We start from the raw sequence: 14,168 nt of genomic DNA, 5'->3' as shown, positions 1-14,168 counted from the left end.
ACCACGTGGCGCAGTCCACCTCTTGCTCAGCGTGAAACGGATCACCCATGAGAGGGAATCTTCAGGCGAAGGCCGTTTCCGTCAGCCAGGCCGCTTCGAACTCGCCGGAGGCCACGATGACGGCCGGTCCGGTCATGTCGACGCTGCCGTCGGGGTGTTCGGTGATGACGAGGGTGCCGCCGGGGAGGTCGACGGTGTACGAGACGGGCCGGCCGGTCTCGGCGGGATCGGCTCCGTCGCGCCGGATGGCGGCCACGGCGACGGCGCAGGCGCCGGTGCCGCAGGAGCGGGTCTCGCCGGAGCCGCGCTCGTGGACGCGCATGGCGACGTGCCGGGGGCCGCGGTCGACGACGAACTCGACGTTGACCCCGGTGGGGTAGGCGGAGGCGGGGCTGAACGGCGGGGGGCTGTACAGCGTGCCGGCGTGGTCGAGGCTTTCAACGAACGCGACGGCGTGCGGGTTCCCCATGTTCACGTTGCGCGCCGGCCAGGAGCGTTCGCCGACGGAGACGGTGACCTCGCCCTCGGGGAGCAGTGCGCGGCCCATGGAGACGGTGACGTCGCCGGTCTTGTCGAGGTGGACCCGCTTGACGCCGCCGCGGGTGGCGATGGCGAGGTCGCCCGGCTCGACGTGGCCGGCGTGCTGGAGGTAGCGGGCGAAGACTCGGACGCCGTTGCCGCACATCTCGGCGCTGGAGCCGTCGCTGTTGCGGTAGTCCATGAACCACTCGGCCTCGCCGGCCATGTGCGCGGCCTCGGGGTGGGCGGCGGAGCGCACCACGTGCAGCACACCGTCGGCCCCGATGCCGGCCCGGCGGTCGCACAGGGCGGCGACGGCGGTGGCGGGCAGCTCGATGGCGTTGTCCGGGTCCGGGACGATCACGAAGTCGTTCTCGGTCCCGTGGCCCTTGAGGAAGGGGAGGCTGGTGTGCGTCACGCGCCCATGGTACCGAGCGGGTCACCGCCGCGGCCTGCGGTACCGGCATGCGGCCGGGCCGTCGCCGCGTGGGGTGACGCCGCCGGTCCGCGCCGGTCAGCGCAGCCGGGCCACCCGGTACACGGCGAGTGCTACGACGGCCAGTGCGACCAGCGCGTACAGCGCGGCCATGCGCCAGTCGGGGCGGCGGCCGCTGCCGCGCGGCGGCAGCCCGGGCCAGGTGTAGCCGACGCGGCGCGCGGCCATCATGCCCCAGCCGCCCGCGCAGCAGCTGATGAGGAAGCCGAGCATGGCGACGACGGCTCCGCCGTCTCCGAACTCGAAGGCGAGGGGGAAGGCGAACATCAGGGAGCCGGCGGCGGCCAGCATCACGATGGGAGCGATCTGCCAGATGCGCAGGCGGCGCTGCGGTCGCAGCTCGACCTCGAAGGCGGGGCCGGCCGCCTCCGTGCCCGGCTCCGGGGCGTCGGGGCCGTCGGGGCTCAGACGGGCCGGTTCGGCGGGCAGGCCGAGACCGTCGGTGACGGAGTCGGCGCCGACGGGGGTGCCGGGTCCGCCGGAGCCCGCCGGGGCGTCCGGTACGCCGGTGCCGGCGGACGCGCCCGGCTCGCCGGACCCGCCGCGGAGCATCGGGTCCGCTTCCCGCCCGGTGTCGTCCCGCCCCGTGTCACGAGGGCCGGCCTCCATAGCCACGCGCCCTCCCCACTCGGACTTCGTACGCCACTGTTCAGAAGTTTGATGATGGCACGGACCCGGGCCCGCGACGGGCACACGGAGCTTCCCGATGCAATCACGTGATCAGGCTGTGACCGCTCGTTCGACCAACGACTGCGCGAGCCCGGGGAGTTCCGCCCGGTCGGCGGCGGCTCCGCTGAGCCAGTGCACGCGGGGATCGCGGCGGAACCAGGAGTCCTGGCGGCGGGCGAAGCGCTTGGTGGCGCGTACGGTCTCGGCCCTCGCCTCGTCCTCGGTGCACTCCCCGGCGAGGGCGGCCAGTACCTGCTGGTAGCCCAGCGCGCGGGAGGCGGTGACGCCTTCGCGCAGTCCCCGGGCCTCAAGGGCCCGGACCTCGTCGACCAGTCCGGCCTCCCACATGCGGTCCACGCGCAGCGCGATCCGCTCGTCGAGCTCGGGGCGGGCCACGTCGACGCCGATCTGGACGGTGTCGTAGACGGATTCGTGGCCGGGCAGGTTGGCGGTGAAGGGCTTGCCGGTGATCTCGATGACCTCGAGGGCCCGGACGATGCGGCGGGTGTTGCTGGGCAGGATCGCGGCGGCGGCCGCCGGGTCGGCGGCGGCGAGGCGGGCGTGGAGGGCGCCGGGGCCGCGCAGGGTGGCCTCCGCCTCCAGGCGGGCCCGTACCTCGGGGTCGGTGCCGGGAAACTCCATCGCGTCGAGCGCGCCGCGCACGTACAGGCCGGATCCGCCGACGAGGACGGGGGTGCGGCCCTGGGCGAGCAGCGCGTCGATCTCCGCGCGGGCCAGGCGCTGGTACTCGGCGACGCTGGCGGTCTCGGTGACGTCCCAGACGTCGAGGAGGTGGTGCGGGACGCCGCCGCGTTCCTCGGGCGTCAGCTTGGCGGTGCCGATGTCCATCCCCCGGTACAACTGCATGGAGTCGGCGTTGACGACCTCGCCGTCGAAGTGGCGGGCCAGGGCGACGCCCAGGTCGGACTTTCCGGCCGCGGTGGGTCCGACGACGGCGATGACCCGCGGGGCGGGGGCTGCGTTGCTCACCGGAACAGTCTCGCAAACCCCGCGGCATGTACCCGATCGGGTGAGGTGACGGGGTGCGGGCGGCGTCGTTGCCCTGAAGAGGTTCCGGCCCGGCGTGCGTCTGGCGCGCATCTGGTGGAGGCCGGTCCGGCCAGGGCGGAACTTCACCCGCACGAGTAACGTTATGGGAGTAGACATGGGCGTTTTTGACCGGATTTTTCGCCGCAAGGGAGAGGTAGTGGCCGATCAGGCCGCCACCGAGGCCGGGACGGCGGAGGCGCTGGAGGCGGAGACCGAGCCGGCCGAGGAGGCCGGGAAGGCCGAGGAAACCGGGACTGCGGTGGCCGGGGCCCCCGCGGCGGAGGCCGTGGAGATCCCCAAGCAGCAGTCGGTGGAAGCTGCCGCGGACAGCGAGTCCGGCGAGGGCGCCCGTACCTAGTCACGCCACTGGAAGGTGCCCCATGGGGTTCATGGACAATCTGAAGGCCAAACTCGCTCCCGCGAAGGAGAAGGTCGGTGACCTCGCGCAGCAGCACGAGGGCAAGATCGGCGAGGGCCTGGACAAGGTCGCCAGGGTCGTGGACTCCAAGACCCACGGCAAGTACAGCGCCAGGATCACGACCGGCGCGGACAAGGCGAAGGACGCCCTGGGCAAGATCGCGCACAAGGACACCCCCGGCGGGCCGACGCCGCCGGCCGCCTCCTGACGCGGTACCGCGAGGGGCGCGGGATCGGCTGATCCCGCGCCCCTCCGTCGTACGCGCGTACGGAAACCCCCAGGCTCGGCTAGGACCAGGCGGCCACGAAGTAGCCGACCCCGTAGGGGGCGTCCTCGTACAGCAGCCGGCCGTCCAGGCCCGCGCCCTCCGCGGCCCCCGCGAGCACCTGCCAGGGCGCGCGGCCGGCCGCCAGCAGCTCGGCGGCGAGCGCGCGGTCCAGCGCGGCGAGCGCGGCGGTGTCGGCGGCGCCCAGGGCGCGCCCGGCGGCGGCGTCGAAGGCGGCGGCCCGCTCGTCCAGGTAGCCGGGCGCCTTCAGGGTCCGGCAGGCGCTGCCGTCGCCCATGACGAGCAGCGCGACGCGTCCGGCCCGCGCGGCGGTCTCCCGGCCGGCCCGCAGGCAGTCCCCGGTGGCCAGCGTCCCGTCCACCGCGAGCCCCTCGACGGGGGCGGCTCCCCAGCGGGCGCGGCCCAGCAGCCAGGCGCCGACGGACAGTGGGGCGGGAAGCGGGCGTCCGGCCCCGTCGTCACCGGGAGGGCCCTCGGGACGGTCCCCGAGCCGGACCTCCGTGTCGACGCCGAAGCCGCGGAAGCCGCCCCGGGATCCCGGGGGGTAGGCCCCCTCGGAGTCGGCCTCGGCGGCTCCGACCACGACGAGCAGGTCGGGCCGCGCGGCGGCGAGCACGGCCAGCGCGTCGGAGCAGGCGGTGCGGGCGCCGTCGAGTTCGGCGGCGGCGCCCGCGGCGACCTCCGGCACGAGGAGCGGCGGGGCGGGGCAGACGGCGGCGGCTACGAGCATGATCCGCAGCCTAGCCGCCCCCGGTGGCACGTGGTCAGTCGATCGCGCAGCCCGAGGTGGCCACCGGCAGCGGGGCCGGGACGCCGATGGCCGGGATGCCCAGCATGACGCCCGCCGGCTGGGCCGGGGCCGCGTTGCGCTTCTCCCAGGCGTCGCCGGCGCGGGTGCGGCGCACCGCCCGCGTCGGGCCCTCGGCCAGCAGGTGGTGCGGGGCGGCGTAGGTGATCTCCACGGTCACCACGTCGCCGGGGCGGACGTCCTCGTCGGGCTTGGTGAAGTGCACCAGGCGGTTGTCGGGGGCGCGGCCGGACAGGCGGGCGGTGGCGCCGTCCTTGCGGCCCTCGCCCTCGGCGACCATCACCTCCAGCGTGCGGCCGACCTGCTTCTTGTTCTCCTCCCAGGAGATCTCCTCCTGGAGGGCGACCAGGCGCATGTAGCGGTCCTGGACGACCTCCTTGGGGATCTGCCCCTCCATGTCGGCGGCGGGGGTCCCGGGACGCTTGGAGTACTGGAAGGTGAAGGCGTTGGCGAAGCGGGCCTCGCGCACGACGTGCATCGTCTGCTGGAAGTCCTCCTCCGTCTCGCCGGGGAAGCCCACGATGATGTCGGTGGAGATCGCGGCGTGCGGGATCGCGGCGCGGACCTTCTCGATGATGCCGAGGAACCGCTCCTGCCGGTACGACCGGCGCATCGCCTTGAGGATCGGGTCCGAACCGGACTGCAGCGGCATGTGGAGCTGCGGCATCACGTTCGGGGTCTCCGCCATGGCGGCGATCACGTCGTCGGTGAAGTCGCGCGGGTGCGGGGAGGTGAAGCGGACCCGCTCCAGCCCCTCGATGCGGCCGCAGGCGCGCAGCAGCTTGGAGAAGGCCTCGCGGTCGCCCAGGTCGGAGCCGTAGGCGTTGACGTTCTGGCCGAGCAGGGTGATCTCGGAGACGCCCTCGGCGACCAGGGCCTCCACCTCGGCGAGGATGTCGCCGGGACGGCGGTCCTCCTCCTTGCCGCGCAGCGCCGGAACGATGCAGAAGGTGCAGGTGTTGTTGCAGCCGACGGAGATCGAGACCCAGGCGGCGTACGCGGACTCGCGGCGGGTCGGTAGCGTGGAGGGGAAGGCCTCCAGCGACTCGGCGATCTCGATCTGGGCCTCCTCCTGGACGCGGGCGCGCTCCAGGAGGACGGGCAGCTTGCCGATGTTGTGCGTACCGAAGACGACGTCGACCCAGGGGGCCTTCTTGACGATGGTGTCGCGGTCCTTCTGGGCGAGGCAGCCGCCGACGGCGATCTGCATGCCGGGGCGCTTCGTCTTCATCGGGGCGAGCCGGCCGAGGTTGCCGTAGAGCTTGTTGTCGGCGTTCTCGCGGACGGCGCAGGTGTTGAAGACGACGACGTCGGCGTCACCGTCGGAACCCTCAGGCGCGCGGACGTAGCCCGCGTCCTCCAGCAGACCGGAGAGCCGCTCGGAGTCGTGCACGTTCATCTGGCACCCGTAGGTGCGCACCTCGTAAGTTCCCTTGGGGTCCACCACTGCCGTGCTCCGGTCGCTGCTGCTGGTCATGCAACAAGGGTAGGCGGTACCGGAGAGCCCTCCGGCCCCCGCGGGCGATGCCCTCCGGCGGCGCTGTGCCGGCGGTCGGCCGATCCGGCTCCGCCGGGCATGCAGCCCATAAGTCACGGGCTTGGTTTCTGCCCGCTCTAGAATGCGCGGTTATGGAATTAGCTCAGTTGCGGTACTTCGTGGCGGTGGCGGACGAGGGCGGCTTCACCCGCGCCGCGGAGCGGCTGCACGTGTCCCAGCCCGGAGTGAGCGCGCAGGTCAAGCAGCTGGAGCGGGAGCTGGGGCAGCGGCTGCTGGACCGCTCGGGGAGGCGGGTCGCTCCGACGGAGGCGGGCGTTGCGGTACTGGCGTACGCGCGGGCCGCGCTGGCGGCGGTGGAGGGGATCCGGCGGACGGCCGACGAGTTCTCGGGGCTCCTGCGGGGGCGCGTGGCGCTGGGCCTCATCCCGGGGGCGGCCTCGGCGGCGGTGGACGCCTTCGACGTGGTGGGACTGCTGGGCGACTTCCACGAAGCGCACCCCCAGGTGGAGATCTCGCTCACCGAGGACACCTCGGAGCGGATGCTGGGGGCGCTGCGGCGCGGGGAACTGGACCTGGCGGTGGTCGGGCTGGCCGGGGAGCCGCCGCCGGGGATCACGGCGCGGGTGGTGCTGGACGAGCCCCTGGTCGCGGTGGTCCGGGCCGGCGACCCCCTCGTACGGTCCGCCGTCGACGGCCGCGTCGCCCTGGCGGAGCTGCGGGGGCGGGCACTGATCGCCCTGCCGCCCGGGACGGGGCTGCGCGGGGTGCTGGAGCGGGCCTGCGCGGAGGCCGGTTTCATCGCCCGGGTGGACTTCGAGGCGGCCGCGCCGGCGGTGCTGGCCCGGCTGGCGGCGCGGGGGCTGGGGGTGGCGGTGGTTCCCCGCGGAGCGGAATCGGCGGCCGGGCCCGGGGTGCGGGCGCTGCGGCTCAGCGACCCGGAACTGAGCGGCAGGGTCGCGCTGGCCTGGCGCACGGACGGCCCGTCCGGCCCGGCGGCCCGCCGCCTCCTGGCCCGCCTGCGCACCGCCCTGCCGGCCGCCGCGGGCCGGGGGCTGACCTCCGAGCCGGCACTCGCGGCGGGGCGGGCCGGCCGGGGGTAGGGACGGGAGCCGCCCCGGGAGCCGGCATCGGCGGCGGTGCGGGCCGACCGGAGCCGCCGGGGTACGGCTTGGCCGGCCCGGGCCCGGGGCGACGCCCCGGTAGCGGGCACTCACACCGGTGCGGGCCGGCCGGGGCCGCCGCGTCGGTCACGCCGGCGGCGACGCCGCCGGGGCGGACCCGGGCCCGCGGCGCCGACCCGGCCGACGCCCCCGGTCGGCCGTGACAGGACGGCGGAGGGGGTGCGAGGATCCCGGCATGCCCCTCGTACCTCCCCGCATCAGCCGGCGCCGCCTCCTGCTGGGCCTCGTCGCCTTGCTGGTCGTGCTCGGCGGGCTGCTGTGGTGGCCCAGGCCCTTCTGGGAACCGGAGCTCAAGGGCGAGCTGACCTTCAGCACGGGGGTGAGCAACGGTGTCTACCACCTTTACGGGCAGCTGCTGGAGGAGGCCCTCGCGCAGGACATGCCCGAGGTGAAGGTCCGGCTGCAGACCAGCGAGGGGTCGCAGCAGAACCTCCAGCGGGTGGCCGCCGGGCAGGCGGACTTCACGGTGGCCACGGCGGACGCGGTCGCCAAGTACCGGGCGGACGGGAAGCCGGGCGCCGACCGGCTGCGCGGCTGCGCGCGGCTCTACGACGACTACGTCCAGCTGGTGGTGCCGGCGGGTTCGCCGGTGCAGTCGGCCCGTGACCTGCGGGGCAAGCGGGTCGCGGTCGGCCAGGACGGCTCCGGGGTCCGGCTGGTGTCGGAACGGCTGCTGACGGCGGCCAAGCTCAACCCGAAGAAGGACGTCACCGCCGTCGGGATCGGCATCGACACCATGCCCGCCGAGCTCGAGGCGGGGCGGATCGACGCCTTCTTCTGGTCGGGCGGACTCCCGACGAACGCCGTGCGCGAGCTGTCGGAGCGCTTCGACATCCGGCTCGTGCAGCTGGGCGACCTGGTCGAGCAGCTCCAGGACACCGGCAGTCCGGCCCGGTACTACCGCGCGGCGGTGATGCCGCAGGACGCGTACGCCCGGGCCCGCAACACCTCGGCGGTGGCCACGCTGGCCGTGCCGAACCTGCTGATCACCCGGGAGGACACCGGTGCGGAGCTGACGGAGCGGTTCACCCGGACGGTGATCCTGAGCCGCGACCGGATCGGGCACCAGGTGCACGCCGCGCAGCTGGTGGACCTGCGTACGGCGATCTACACGGACCCGCTCGACCTGCACGAGGGCGCCGGGCGGTACTACCGCTCGGTCAAGCCGTAGGCAGCAGCATCATCGCGGCGGCGGCCGCGCCGATCAGTCCGGCGTGGGTGCCGAGGGCGGCGGGGACGACCTGGAGGTCCCGGACGAAGGACAGGGCCGCGTACGAGGCCAGGTGCCGCCGGATCGGCGCGAAGAGGGTGTCCCCGCTGGCGGCGACCCCGCCGCCGATGACCGCGATGTCGGTCTCGACGAGGGTGGCGGTGGCCGCGATGGCCGCGGCCAGGGCACGCCCGGCCCGGTCGAAGGCGGCCAGCGCCACCGGATCGCCGGCCGCCGCCGAGGCGGCGACGCCCGCCGCCGTGGGGTCGGGGCCGGTCCAGCCCTGGGCGAGGGCCCAGCGGGCGATGGCGGTCCCGGAGGCGAGGGATTCCACGCAGCCGTGGCCTCCGCAGGCGCACCGCTCGCCGTCGAACGCGACGCTGATGTGGCCGATGTGACCGGCGTTGCCCGTGGGTCCGGGGTGGAGCTGGTTGTTCAGGATCAGGCCGCCCCCGACCCCGGTGGAGACCACCATGCACAGGGCGTTGGCGTGTCCCCGGGCGGCGCCCAGCCAGTGCTCGGCGGCCGTCATGGCCACGCCGTCGCCGGCCAGGACGGCCGGGATCCGGGCCCCCCGCGCGCTCAGCTCGGCGGCGACCCGCTCCTGGACGGGGAAATCGCGCCAGGCCCCGATGTTGACCGGGCTCACGGTGCCCCGCGAGGTGTCCACCGGGCCCGCGCTCCCGATGCCGCAGCGGACGGCCCGCGCCCACAGGGGGGCCCGCGCCAGTTCGGCGACGACGTCCGTGACCGCCGCCATCACCCCCTCGGCGTCCGTCCCGCGCGGGGTCGGCCGCCGGGTGACCGCGGTCATCGCGCCGTCGGGGTGGACCAGCGCCCCGGCGATCTTCGTACCGCCGATGTCGATCGCGACGGTCGGGCCGGCGACGGCGGCCGCCGCGACCGCGCGCGGCATGGGGAGGGCTGAGGTGGGGGTGGTCACGGGGCGCTCCTGCGAAGGGGTCGGATTTCAGTATGCGGCCGGCGGCGGAGCCGTACTCTCCCGGGGCTCCAGCCGGGGCAGCTCGCTCTCCCGGGCCCGGGGCGGGCCTCCGGCGAGGAGGGCGAGGAGCTCCTCGGCCGCGAGCCGGCCGAATCCGGCGGTGTCGCGGACCAGCGCGGTCAGCCGGGGGTGGGTCACCCGGCACAGCGCCGAGTCGTCCCAGGCGACGATGGAGAGGCGGTCCGGTACGGGGATGCCCAGCTCGGCGGCGACCGCCCTGCCGGCCACCGCCATCACGTCGTTGTCGTAGACCAGCGCCGTGGGCGGCTCCGGCTCGGCGAGGACCCGGCGGGTGGCGGCGGCACCCTCGGAGTCGGAGTAGTCGGTGGTCACCGAACGCACCTGGCCGCCGGGCAGCCCGAGCCGGCGGGCCCCGTCGCGCAGCGAGGCGATGCGGCGGGCCGTGTGGGCGAGGCCGGGCAGGCCGGCGATGTGCGCGATCCGGCGGTGCCCGAGGCCGTGGAGGTGCTCGAGTACCGCGGCCATGGCGCGGGTGTCGTCGGCCCATACGGACGACAGCGGCGGCGGCTCCAGGGACGGCTCCGGCGACGGCGACGGCTCCGGCGACTCCGCGGACCCGGCCCGCGCCGGCCGGGCCGGCACCGGTTCGCCCGTTCCGCCGACGAACACGGCCGGCAGCCCCAGCCCGGCCAGGAGTTCCGGGCGCGGGTCCCGCGTACGGGGATCGACGACGAGGACGCCGTCCACGCGCCGTTCGGCCCACCAGCGGCGGTGGACCGCGCATTCGGCGTCGATGTCCTCCACCACCTGGAAGAGCAGGGCCGTCCGGCCGGCCGAGAGCACCTCCTGTATGCCGGAGACGAGCTGGAGGAAGAACGACTCGACGCCGAGGGTGTGCGCGGGCCGGGCCAGGACCAGCCCGATGGCGCCGCAGCGCTCGCCGGACAGGGCGCGGGCGGCGTGGTGGGGCTGCCAGCCCAGTTCCTCGGCGACCCGGCGGACCCGGGAGCGGGTGTCCTCGGAGACGCCCGGCCTGCCGTTGAGGGCGAAGGACACGGCGGTCTCGGACACTCCGGCCCGGTGGGCGATGTCCTTGATGGTGGGTCTGCGGGCCATGCCTGCCTCATCCCTCGGTGACGTGGACTTCGATGGGCGGACCGTACGCGATCCCGCCCCGGAAGGTCCGCCCCTTGCCGGGGCGCGGCCGCCTCGCGGCAACTGCCGCACGGAGGAGGCATTTTGATGCTGAATCACCGCCTGCTCGCGGGTCGGGTCCACGGCCGGCATTCCCGCAGGTCTTACCGGCGAGGCGCGGAAGGGAATCCCCGGAACCGCATGACCGCAAGAGCCCGGGGCTTCCACGGCCCGACCACACCCCTTCCGCCGCCCCGCCTCAAGCGCATAAGCGGCGACCCGCCTTAAGCGCCTTAGCGGCGCCCCGTCGAAATCAGGCCGCCCGGCCGCGAAGGCGCTGTTGACTCCGTCCCGCGCGCCCCGGCAGGTTGGGAGCGTCCGGCGCATTCCCCAAAACTCCGGGACCCTCCATGCACCGCGCCTCCCCCCGCACCCTGCGCTTCGGCGCCAACTACACCCCGGCACGCGGCTGGTTCCATCACTGGCTGGACTTCGACCCCGGCGAGACCGGGGCCGACCTCGACTCGATCGCCGCCCTCGGCCTGGACCACGTACGCGTGTTCCCGCTGTGGCCGATCTTCCAGCCCAACCGCACGCTGATCCGGCCGCGCGCCGTCGAGCAGCTCGTCGCCCTCGCCGACGCGGCCGCCGCCCACGGGCTCGACGTCGCCGTGGACGGCTTGCAGGGGCACCTTTCGAGCTTCGACTTCCTGCCCGCGTGGACCCGGACCTGGCACCGGCGGAACATCTTCACCGATCCGGAGGTGGTCGCGGCTCAGGAGGAGTACCTGCGCACGCTGGCCGCCGCCCTCGCGGACCGGCCGAACTTCCTCGGCATGACGGTGGGCAACGAGGTCAACCAGTTCTCCGGCCCCCCGCACCCCGACCCCGACCTCATCACCCCCGAGCAGGCCGGCCGCTGGCTGGAACGGATGCTCGCCGCCTGCGAGCGGGGAGCGCCGGGGCGGCCGCACGTGCACGCCGCGTACGACGCGGCCTGGTACCAGGACGGGCACCCCTTCACCCCGGCCCAGGCGGCCCGGCTCGGCGCGGCGACCGTCGTGCACTCGTGGGTGTTCAACGGCACCGCGCAGCTGCACGGCCACTCCGGGACGGCGACCGAGCACCATGCCGCGTACCTGATCGAGCTGTCGAAGGCCTGGGCCGCGGACCCGCTGCGCCCGGTGTGGCTGCAGGAGGTCGGGGCGCCCGCGCCGCTGGTCCCGCCGGAGCACGCCGCGCGGTTCACCCGGGCCACGCTGGCGGCGGCCCTGGACTGCCCCGGGCTGTGGGGGGTGACGTGGTGGTGCTCGCACGACGTGTCCCGGGAGCTCGCGGACTTCCCGGAGCTCGAGTACGGCCTCGGCCTGCTCACCAACGACCGCCGTACCAAGCCGGCCGGGGCCGCCGTGGCCGAGATCGCCGGAGCGTGGCGGGGCCGCGGGCACCGGCCGGCGGTACGCTCCACCGCGCTCGTCCTGGACGAGGTACCGGGCCGGTCGGCCTGCGCGCCGGGCGGCACGTTCTTCGAGGCCTGGGCGGCGCTGACGGCCCGGGGCCTGCGCCCGGCGGTGGTCCTCGCGGACCGCGCGGCGGACCCGGCCCACCTCGAGGCCCGGGGCATCACCGAAACCGTGCGCGTCGCGGACGCCTGAGGACACCCGGCCCGGACCCCAGCCCCAGTCCCGGCCCCCCCACCCCGGTCTCCGCCCCGGCCCCGTCACCAGTTCCCCTCCCCGCCCCCGCCCGAGCCGTCCCGTGAGGAGCTCCCATGCCCGAGTCCGGTGCCACCGCCCCCTTACCGCCGACCAGACGCGCCGTCCTGGCCGTGAGCGCCACCGGCGCCGGAGCGGTGCTCCTCGGAGCGCCCGCCCCGGCGTCGGCAGCCCCGGCCGTACGGGAGAACGCCGCCTCGGGCAGCGCCGCACCGGGCCTGGCCCCGTACGCCTCCTACTGGTTCCCGGACTCCCTGCCCCCCGGCACCCCCGAGCCGGGCGTCGTGTGGCGCTCGCTCAGCGGCTGGACCCCGGAGTCGGACCCGGACCTGGCCCACAACACCGCGACCGTGCCGCTCGCCCCGCGCTTCACCCCGGTGCCGGCGCACCGCGGCGCCCGGTCCGGCCAGGCGCGGATCTCGGCACTGGTCTCGTTCGGGCCGACGTCCCGCAACCCCTCCCAGGGTTCGGCGACCGCCGACTCCTACGCGCTGACGCACTGGGCCTACCTCGACGAGCTGGTGTTCTGGGGCGGCTCCGCCGGCGAGGGCATCGTGCTGGCCCCGAACGCGCCCGTCGTCGACGCCGCCCACCGCAACGGCGTCCCGGTGCTGGGCAACGTCTTCCTGCCGCCCGTCCCCTACGGCGGCGACCTCCAGTGGACGCGGGACCTGGTGCGGCGGGAGGCGGACGGCCGGTTCCCGATGGCGGAGCAGCTGGTGCGCGTGGCGCGGGCGTACGGCTTCGACGGCTGGTTCGTCAACGCCGAGACGGACGGCGGAGACAGCGCCCTCGCCACCCGGATGCGGGAGTTCCTGCGGGCGCTGCGGGCGGCGGGCGCGCCGCACGGGCTGCGCATCACCTGGTACGACGCCATGAACAGCACCGGCAGGGTCGGCTGGCAGGGCGCGCTCAACGCCCTGAACGAGGAGTTCTTCGAGGACCGGTCGGGCCGGGTCGCGGACACGATGTTCGTGGACTTCCGCTGGACGCCGCGCGCGCTCGCCGAGTCCGGCGTCCGCGCCGGCCGGCTCGGCCGCAGCCGGTACGAGCTGTGGGCGGCGGTCGACGTGGAGTCCAACGGCTGGGACTCCGAAGTCCGTTGGGACGCGATCGTCCCCCGCGACCGGGGCCATGTGGTCAGCCTCAGCCTGTACCGGCCGGAGTGGACCCGCAACCACCTCACGGACCGCTCCCCGGGCGCCTTCCACCGCGCCGACGACCGGTTCTGGACGGGCGAGTCCCTGGACCCGGCCCGGCCCGCGCCGGAGTCCGGCTGGCGGGCCCCGGCCACCTTCGTCGCGGACCGCTCCACCGTCGCCGGGCTCCCCTTCGGCTGCTCCTTCAACACCGGCCACGGGCTGCGCTGGTACGAGGAGGGCGCGGTCACCTCCGAGGAGCCCTGGAACCACCTCGTGCTCCAGGACCGGCTTCCGGGACGGCGCTGGGTGGTGGACACCGCCGGGGAGCGGCCCTCGGTGACCCTGGACTTCGCGGACGCCTGGCGCGGGGGTTCCAGCCTGCTGGTGGCGGGCCCGCTGACCGCGCCGGCCGCCGTCGGCCTGCACGCGACGCGGCTGCCGCTGACCGGCCCGGCCGTCGCGGAGCTGGTCCACGCGAGCGGTGCGGGGCCGGTGGCGGTCGAGCTCGGGGTCGCCGTCCGAGAGCCGTCCGGGCCGGGGGCGCCCGTGCCGTACACCTGGCTGGCGGCCGGGACGGCGGGGGCCGGCCAGGGCTGGCGGACCTCCCGCGTGCCCCTCGCGCGCCTGGCCGGGAGGACCGCGTACGCCCTTGCCGTACGGATCACCGCGCCCGGGAAGGCCCCGGTGTCCTGGCGGCTCGGGGCCCTGACGGTACGCGACACCACCGCGCGGCGGCGGCCGGCCCCGCCCGCCCACCTGAGGGTGGAAGCCGTGGCCCGGCAGGGCGACGGGCGTGCTGAGCTCCGCCTGCGCTGGGACCGGGCGGCCGGGCCGGTCCGGCAGTACGAGCTCCACCGCCTCCTCCCCGACGGCACCCGCCGCTTCCTGGCCGGCACCTGCGCGGCCGCCCTCCACCTGCCCTCCGTCGGCCGGGCGGGCGGCGAGCCGGCGGCCGTCTTCGAGCTGCGGGCGGTGGACGAGACGTACGCCGTCTCCGCACCGGCCCGCACCGTGCTGCCCTGGCGGTAGGGCCCGGGGCCTCTAGGTCGTCTCTTTCGGATCTTGCCGGTCAAGCCCG

At 75.4% G+C, this 14,168-nt stretch carries 13 protein-coding genes; 6 read left to right on the top strand and 7 right to left on the bottom strand.

Going from position 1 to position 14,168, the window contains the following annotated elements; translation table 11 throughout:
- Window positions 1-61: 61 nt before the first annotated feature.
- From dapF to miaA, 3 genes are all read right to left on the bottom strand, one after another.
- Complete coding sequence (gene dapF, locus ACFY7H_RS15490; protein ID WP_388938225.1) at window positions 62-937, bottom strand: diaminopimelate epimerase; 876 nt, start codon at window positions 935-937, stop codon at window positions 62-64.
- 96 nt (window positions 938-1,033) lie between these two features.
- Window positions 1,034-1,624, bottom strand: coding sequence for a hypothetical protein (locus tag ACFY7H_RS15485; protein WP_388938652.1), 591 nt, complete (start codon window positions 1,622-1,624; stop codon window positions 1,034-1,036).
- A gap of 111 nt (window positions 1,625-1,735) precedes the next feature.
- Window positions 1,736-2,674, bottom strand: coding sequence for a tRNA (adenosine(37)-N6)-dimethylallyltransferase MiaA (miaA, locus tag ACFY7H_RS15480; RefSeq protein ID WP_388938223.1), 939 nt, complete (start codon window positions 2,672-2,674; stop codon window positions 1,736-1,738).
- 217 nt (window positions 2,675-2,891) lie between these two features.
- Here miaA and ACFY7H_RS15475 point away from each other — a divergent pair, with 217 nt between their 5' ends.
- The gene (locus ACFY7H_RS15475; protein WP_388938221.1) at window positions 2,892-3,092 is read left to right on the top strand and encodes a gliding motility protein; all 201 of its coding nucleotides are present in this window, start codon (window positions 2,892-2,894) and stop codon (window positions 3,090-3,092) included.
- 22 nt (window positions 3,093-3,114) lie between these two features.
- Window positions 3,115-3,360 carry an antitoxin gene (locus tag ACFY7H_RS15470; RefSeq protein ID WP_388938219.1) on the top strand — a complete coding sequence of 82 codons (246 nt, stop codon included), beginning with the start codon at window positions 3,115-3,117 and terminating at the stop codon, window positions 3,358-3,360.
- 79 nt (window positions 3,361-3,439) lie between these two features.
- Here ACFY7H_RS15470 and ACFY7H_RS15465 read toward each other — a convergent pair whose 3' ends face one another.
- Window positions 3,440-4,168 (bottom strand): hypothetical protein, encoded by a 729-nt coding sequence (locus tag ACFY7H_RS15465; protein WP_388938217.1) that lies wholly within the window; start codon window positions 4,166-4,168, stop codon window positions 3,440-3,442.
- A 34-nt stretch (window positions 4,169-4,202) separates the two neighbouring features.
- Window positions 4,203-5,723, bottom strand: a complete 1,521-nt coding sequence (miaB, locus tag ACFY7H_RS15460; protein WP_388938215.1) for a tRNA (N6-isopentenyl adenosine(37)-C2)-methylthiotransferase MiaB — start codon at window positions 5,721-5,723, stop codon at window positions 4,203-4,205.
- A 152-nt stretch (window positions 5,724-5,875) separates the two neighbouring features.
- On the opposite strand from miaB, the gene ACFY7H_RS15455 reads away from it, so the two are divergent.
- On the top strand, window positions 5,876-6,844 hold the full coding sequence (locus ACFY7H_RS15455; RefSeq protein ID WP_388938213.1) for a LysR family transcriptional regulator: 969 nt from the start codon (window positions 5,876-5,878) through the stop codon (window positions 6,842-6,844).
- A 256-nt stretch (window positions 6,845-7,100) separates the two neighbouring features.
- Window positions 7,101-8,096, top strand: coding sequence for a TAXI family TRAP transporter solute-binding subunit (locus ACFY7H_RS15450; RefSeq protein ID WP_388938211.1), 996 nt, complete (start codon window positions 7,101-7,103; stop codon window positions 8,094-8,096).
- On the opposite strand, the gene ACFY7H_RS15445 is transcribed toward ACFY7H_RS15450, so the two are convergent.
- Window positions 8,086-9,051, bottom strand: coding sequence for an ROK family protein (locus ACFY7H_RS15445; protein ID WP_388938650.1), 966 nt, complete (start codon window positions 9,049-9,051; stop codon window positions 8,086-8,088). The genes ACFY7H_RS15450 and ACFY7H_RS15445 overlap by 11 nt on opposite strands.
- A gap of 54 nt (window positions 9,052-9,105) precedes the next feature.
- The gene (locus ACFY7H_RS15440) at window positions 9,106-10,215 is read right to left on the bottom strand and encodes a LacI family DNA-binding transcriptional regulator (protein WP_388938209.1); all 1,110 of its coding nucleotides are present in this window, start codon (window positions 10,213-10,215) and stop codon (window positions 9,106-9,108) included.
- Between the two features lie 428 nt (window positions 10,216-10,643).
- Here ACFY7H_RS15440 and ACFY7H_RS15435 point away from each other — a divergent pair, with 428 nt between their 5' ends.
- Window positions 10,644-11,888, top strand: a complete 1,245-nt coding sequence (locus ACFY7H_RS15435; protein WP_388938207.1) for a glycosyl hydrolase — start codon at window positions 10,644-10,646, stop codon at window positions 11,886-11,888.
- Between the two features lie 116 nt (window positions 11,889-12,004).
- Window positions 12,005-14,119, top strand: a complete 2,115-nt coding sequence (locus tag ACFY7H_RS15430; RefSeq protein ID WP_388938205.1) for an endo-beta-N-acetylglucosaminidase — start codon at window positions 12,005-12,007, stop codon at window positions 14,117-14,119.
- The last annotated feature ends 49 nt before the right edge of the window (window positions 14,120-14,168 follow it).

Origin of the sequence: Streptomyces sp. NPDC012794 (assembly GCF_042901085.1) — a bacterium.
Classification (GTDB): Bacteria; Actinomycetota; Actinomycetes; order Streptomycetales; family Streptomycetaceae; genus Streptomyces.
The sequence above is the reverse complement of the archived record's forward strand: the minus strand, read 5'-3'. Positions and strand labels throughout refer to the sequence as shown.

Coding starts and splice junctions, on each gene's coding strand:
- miaB (WP_388938215.1), bottom strand. CDS start 5,723: ATGACCAGCAGCAGCGACCGGAGCACGGCAGTGGTGGACCCCAAGGGA.
- ACFY7H_RS15470 (WP_388938219.1), top strand. CDS start 3,115: ATGGGGTTCATGGACAATCTGAAGGCCAAACTCGCTCCCGCGAAGGAG.
- ACFY7H_RS15485 (WP_388938652.1), bottom strand. CDS start 1,624: ATGGAGGCCGGCCCTCGTGACACGGGGCGGGACGACACCGGGCGGGAA.
- ACFY7H_RS15465 (WP_388938217.1), bottom strand. CDS start 4,168: ATGCTCGTAGCCGCCGCCGTCTGCCCCGCCCCGCCGCTCCTCGTGCCG.
- ACFY7H_RS15450 (WP_388938211.1), top strand. CDS start 7,101: ATGCCCCTCGTACCTCCCCGCATCAGCCGGCGCCGCCTCCTGCTGGGC.
- ACFY7H_RS15445 (WP_388938650.1), bottom strand. CDS start 9,051: ATGCCGCGCGCGGTCGCGGCGGCCGCCGTCGCCGGCCCGACCGTCGCG.
- ACFY7H_RS15435 (WP_388938207.1), top strand. CDS start 10,644: ATGCACCGCGCCTCCCCCCGCACCCTGCGCTTCGGCGCCAACTACACC.
- ACFY7H_RS15440 (WP_388938209.1), bottom strand. CDS start 10,215: ATGGCCCGCAGACCCACCATCAAGGACATCGCCCACCGGGCCGGAGTG.
- ACFY7H_RS15455 (WP_388938213.1), top strand. CDS start 5,876: ATGGAATTAGCTCAGTTGCGGTACTTCGTGGCGGTGGCGGACGAGGGC.
- ACFY7H_RS15430 (WP_388938205.1), top strand. CDS start 12,005: ATGCCCGAGTCCGGTGCCACCGCCCCCTTACCGCCGACCAGACGCGCC.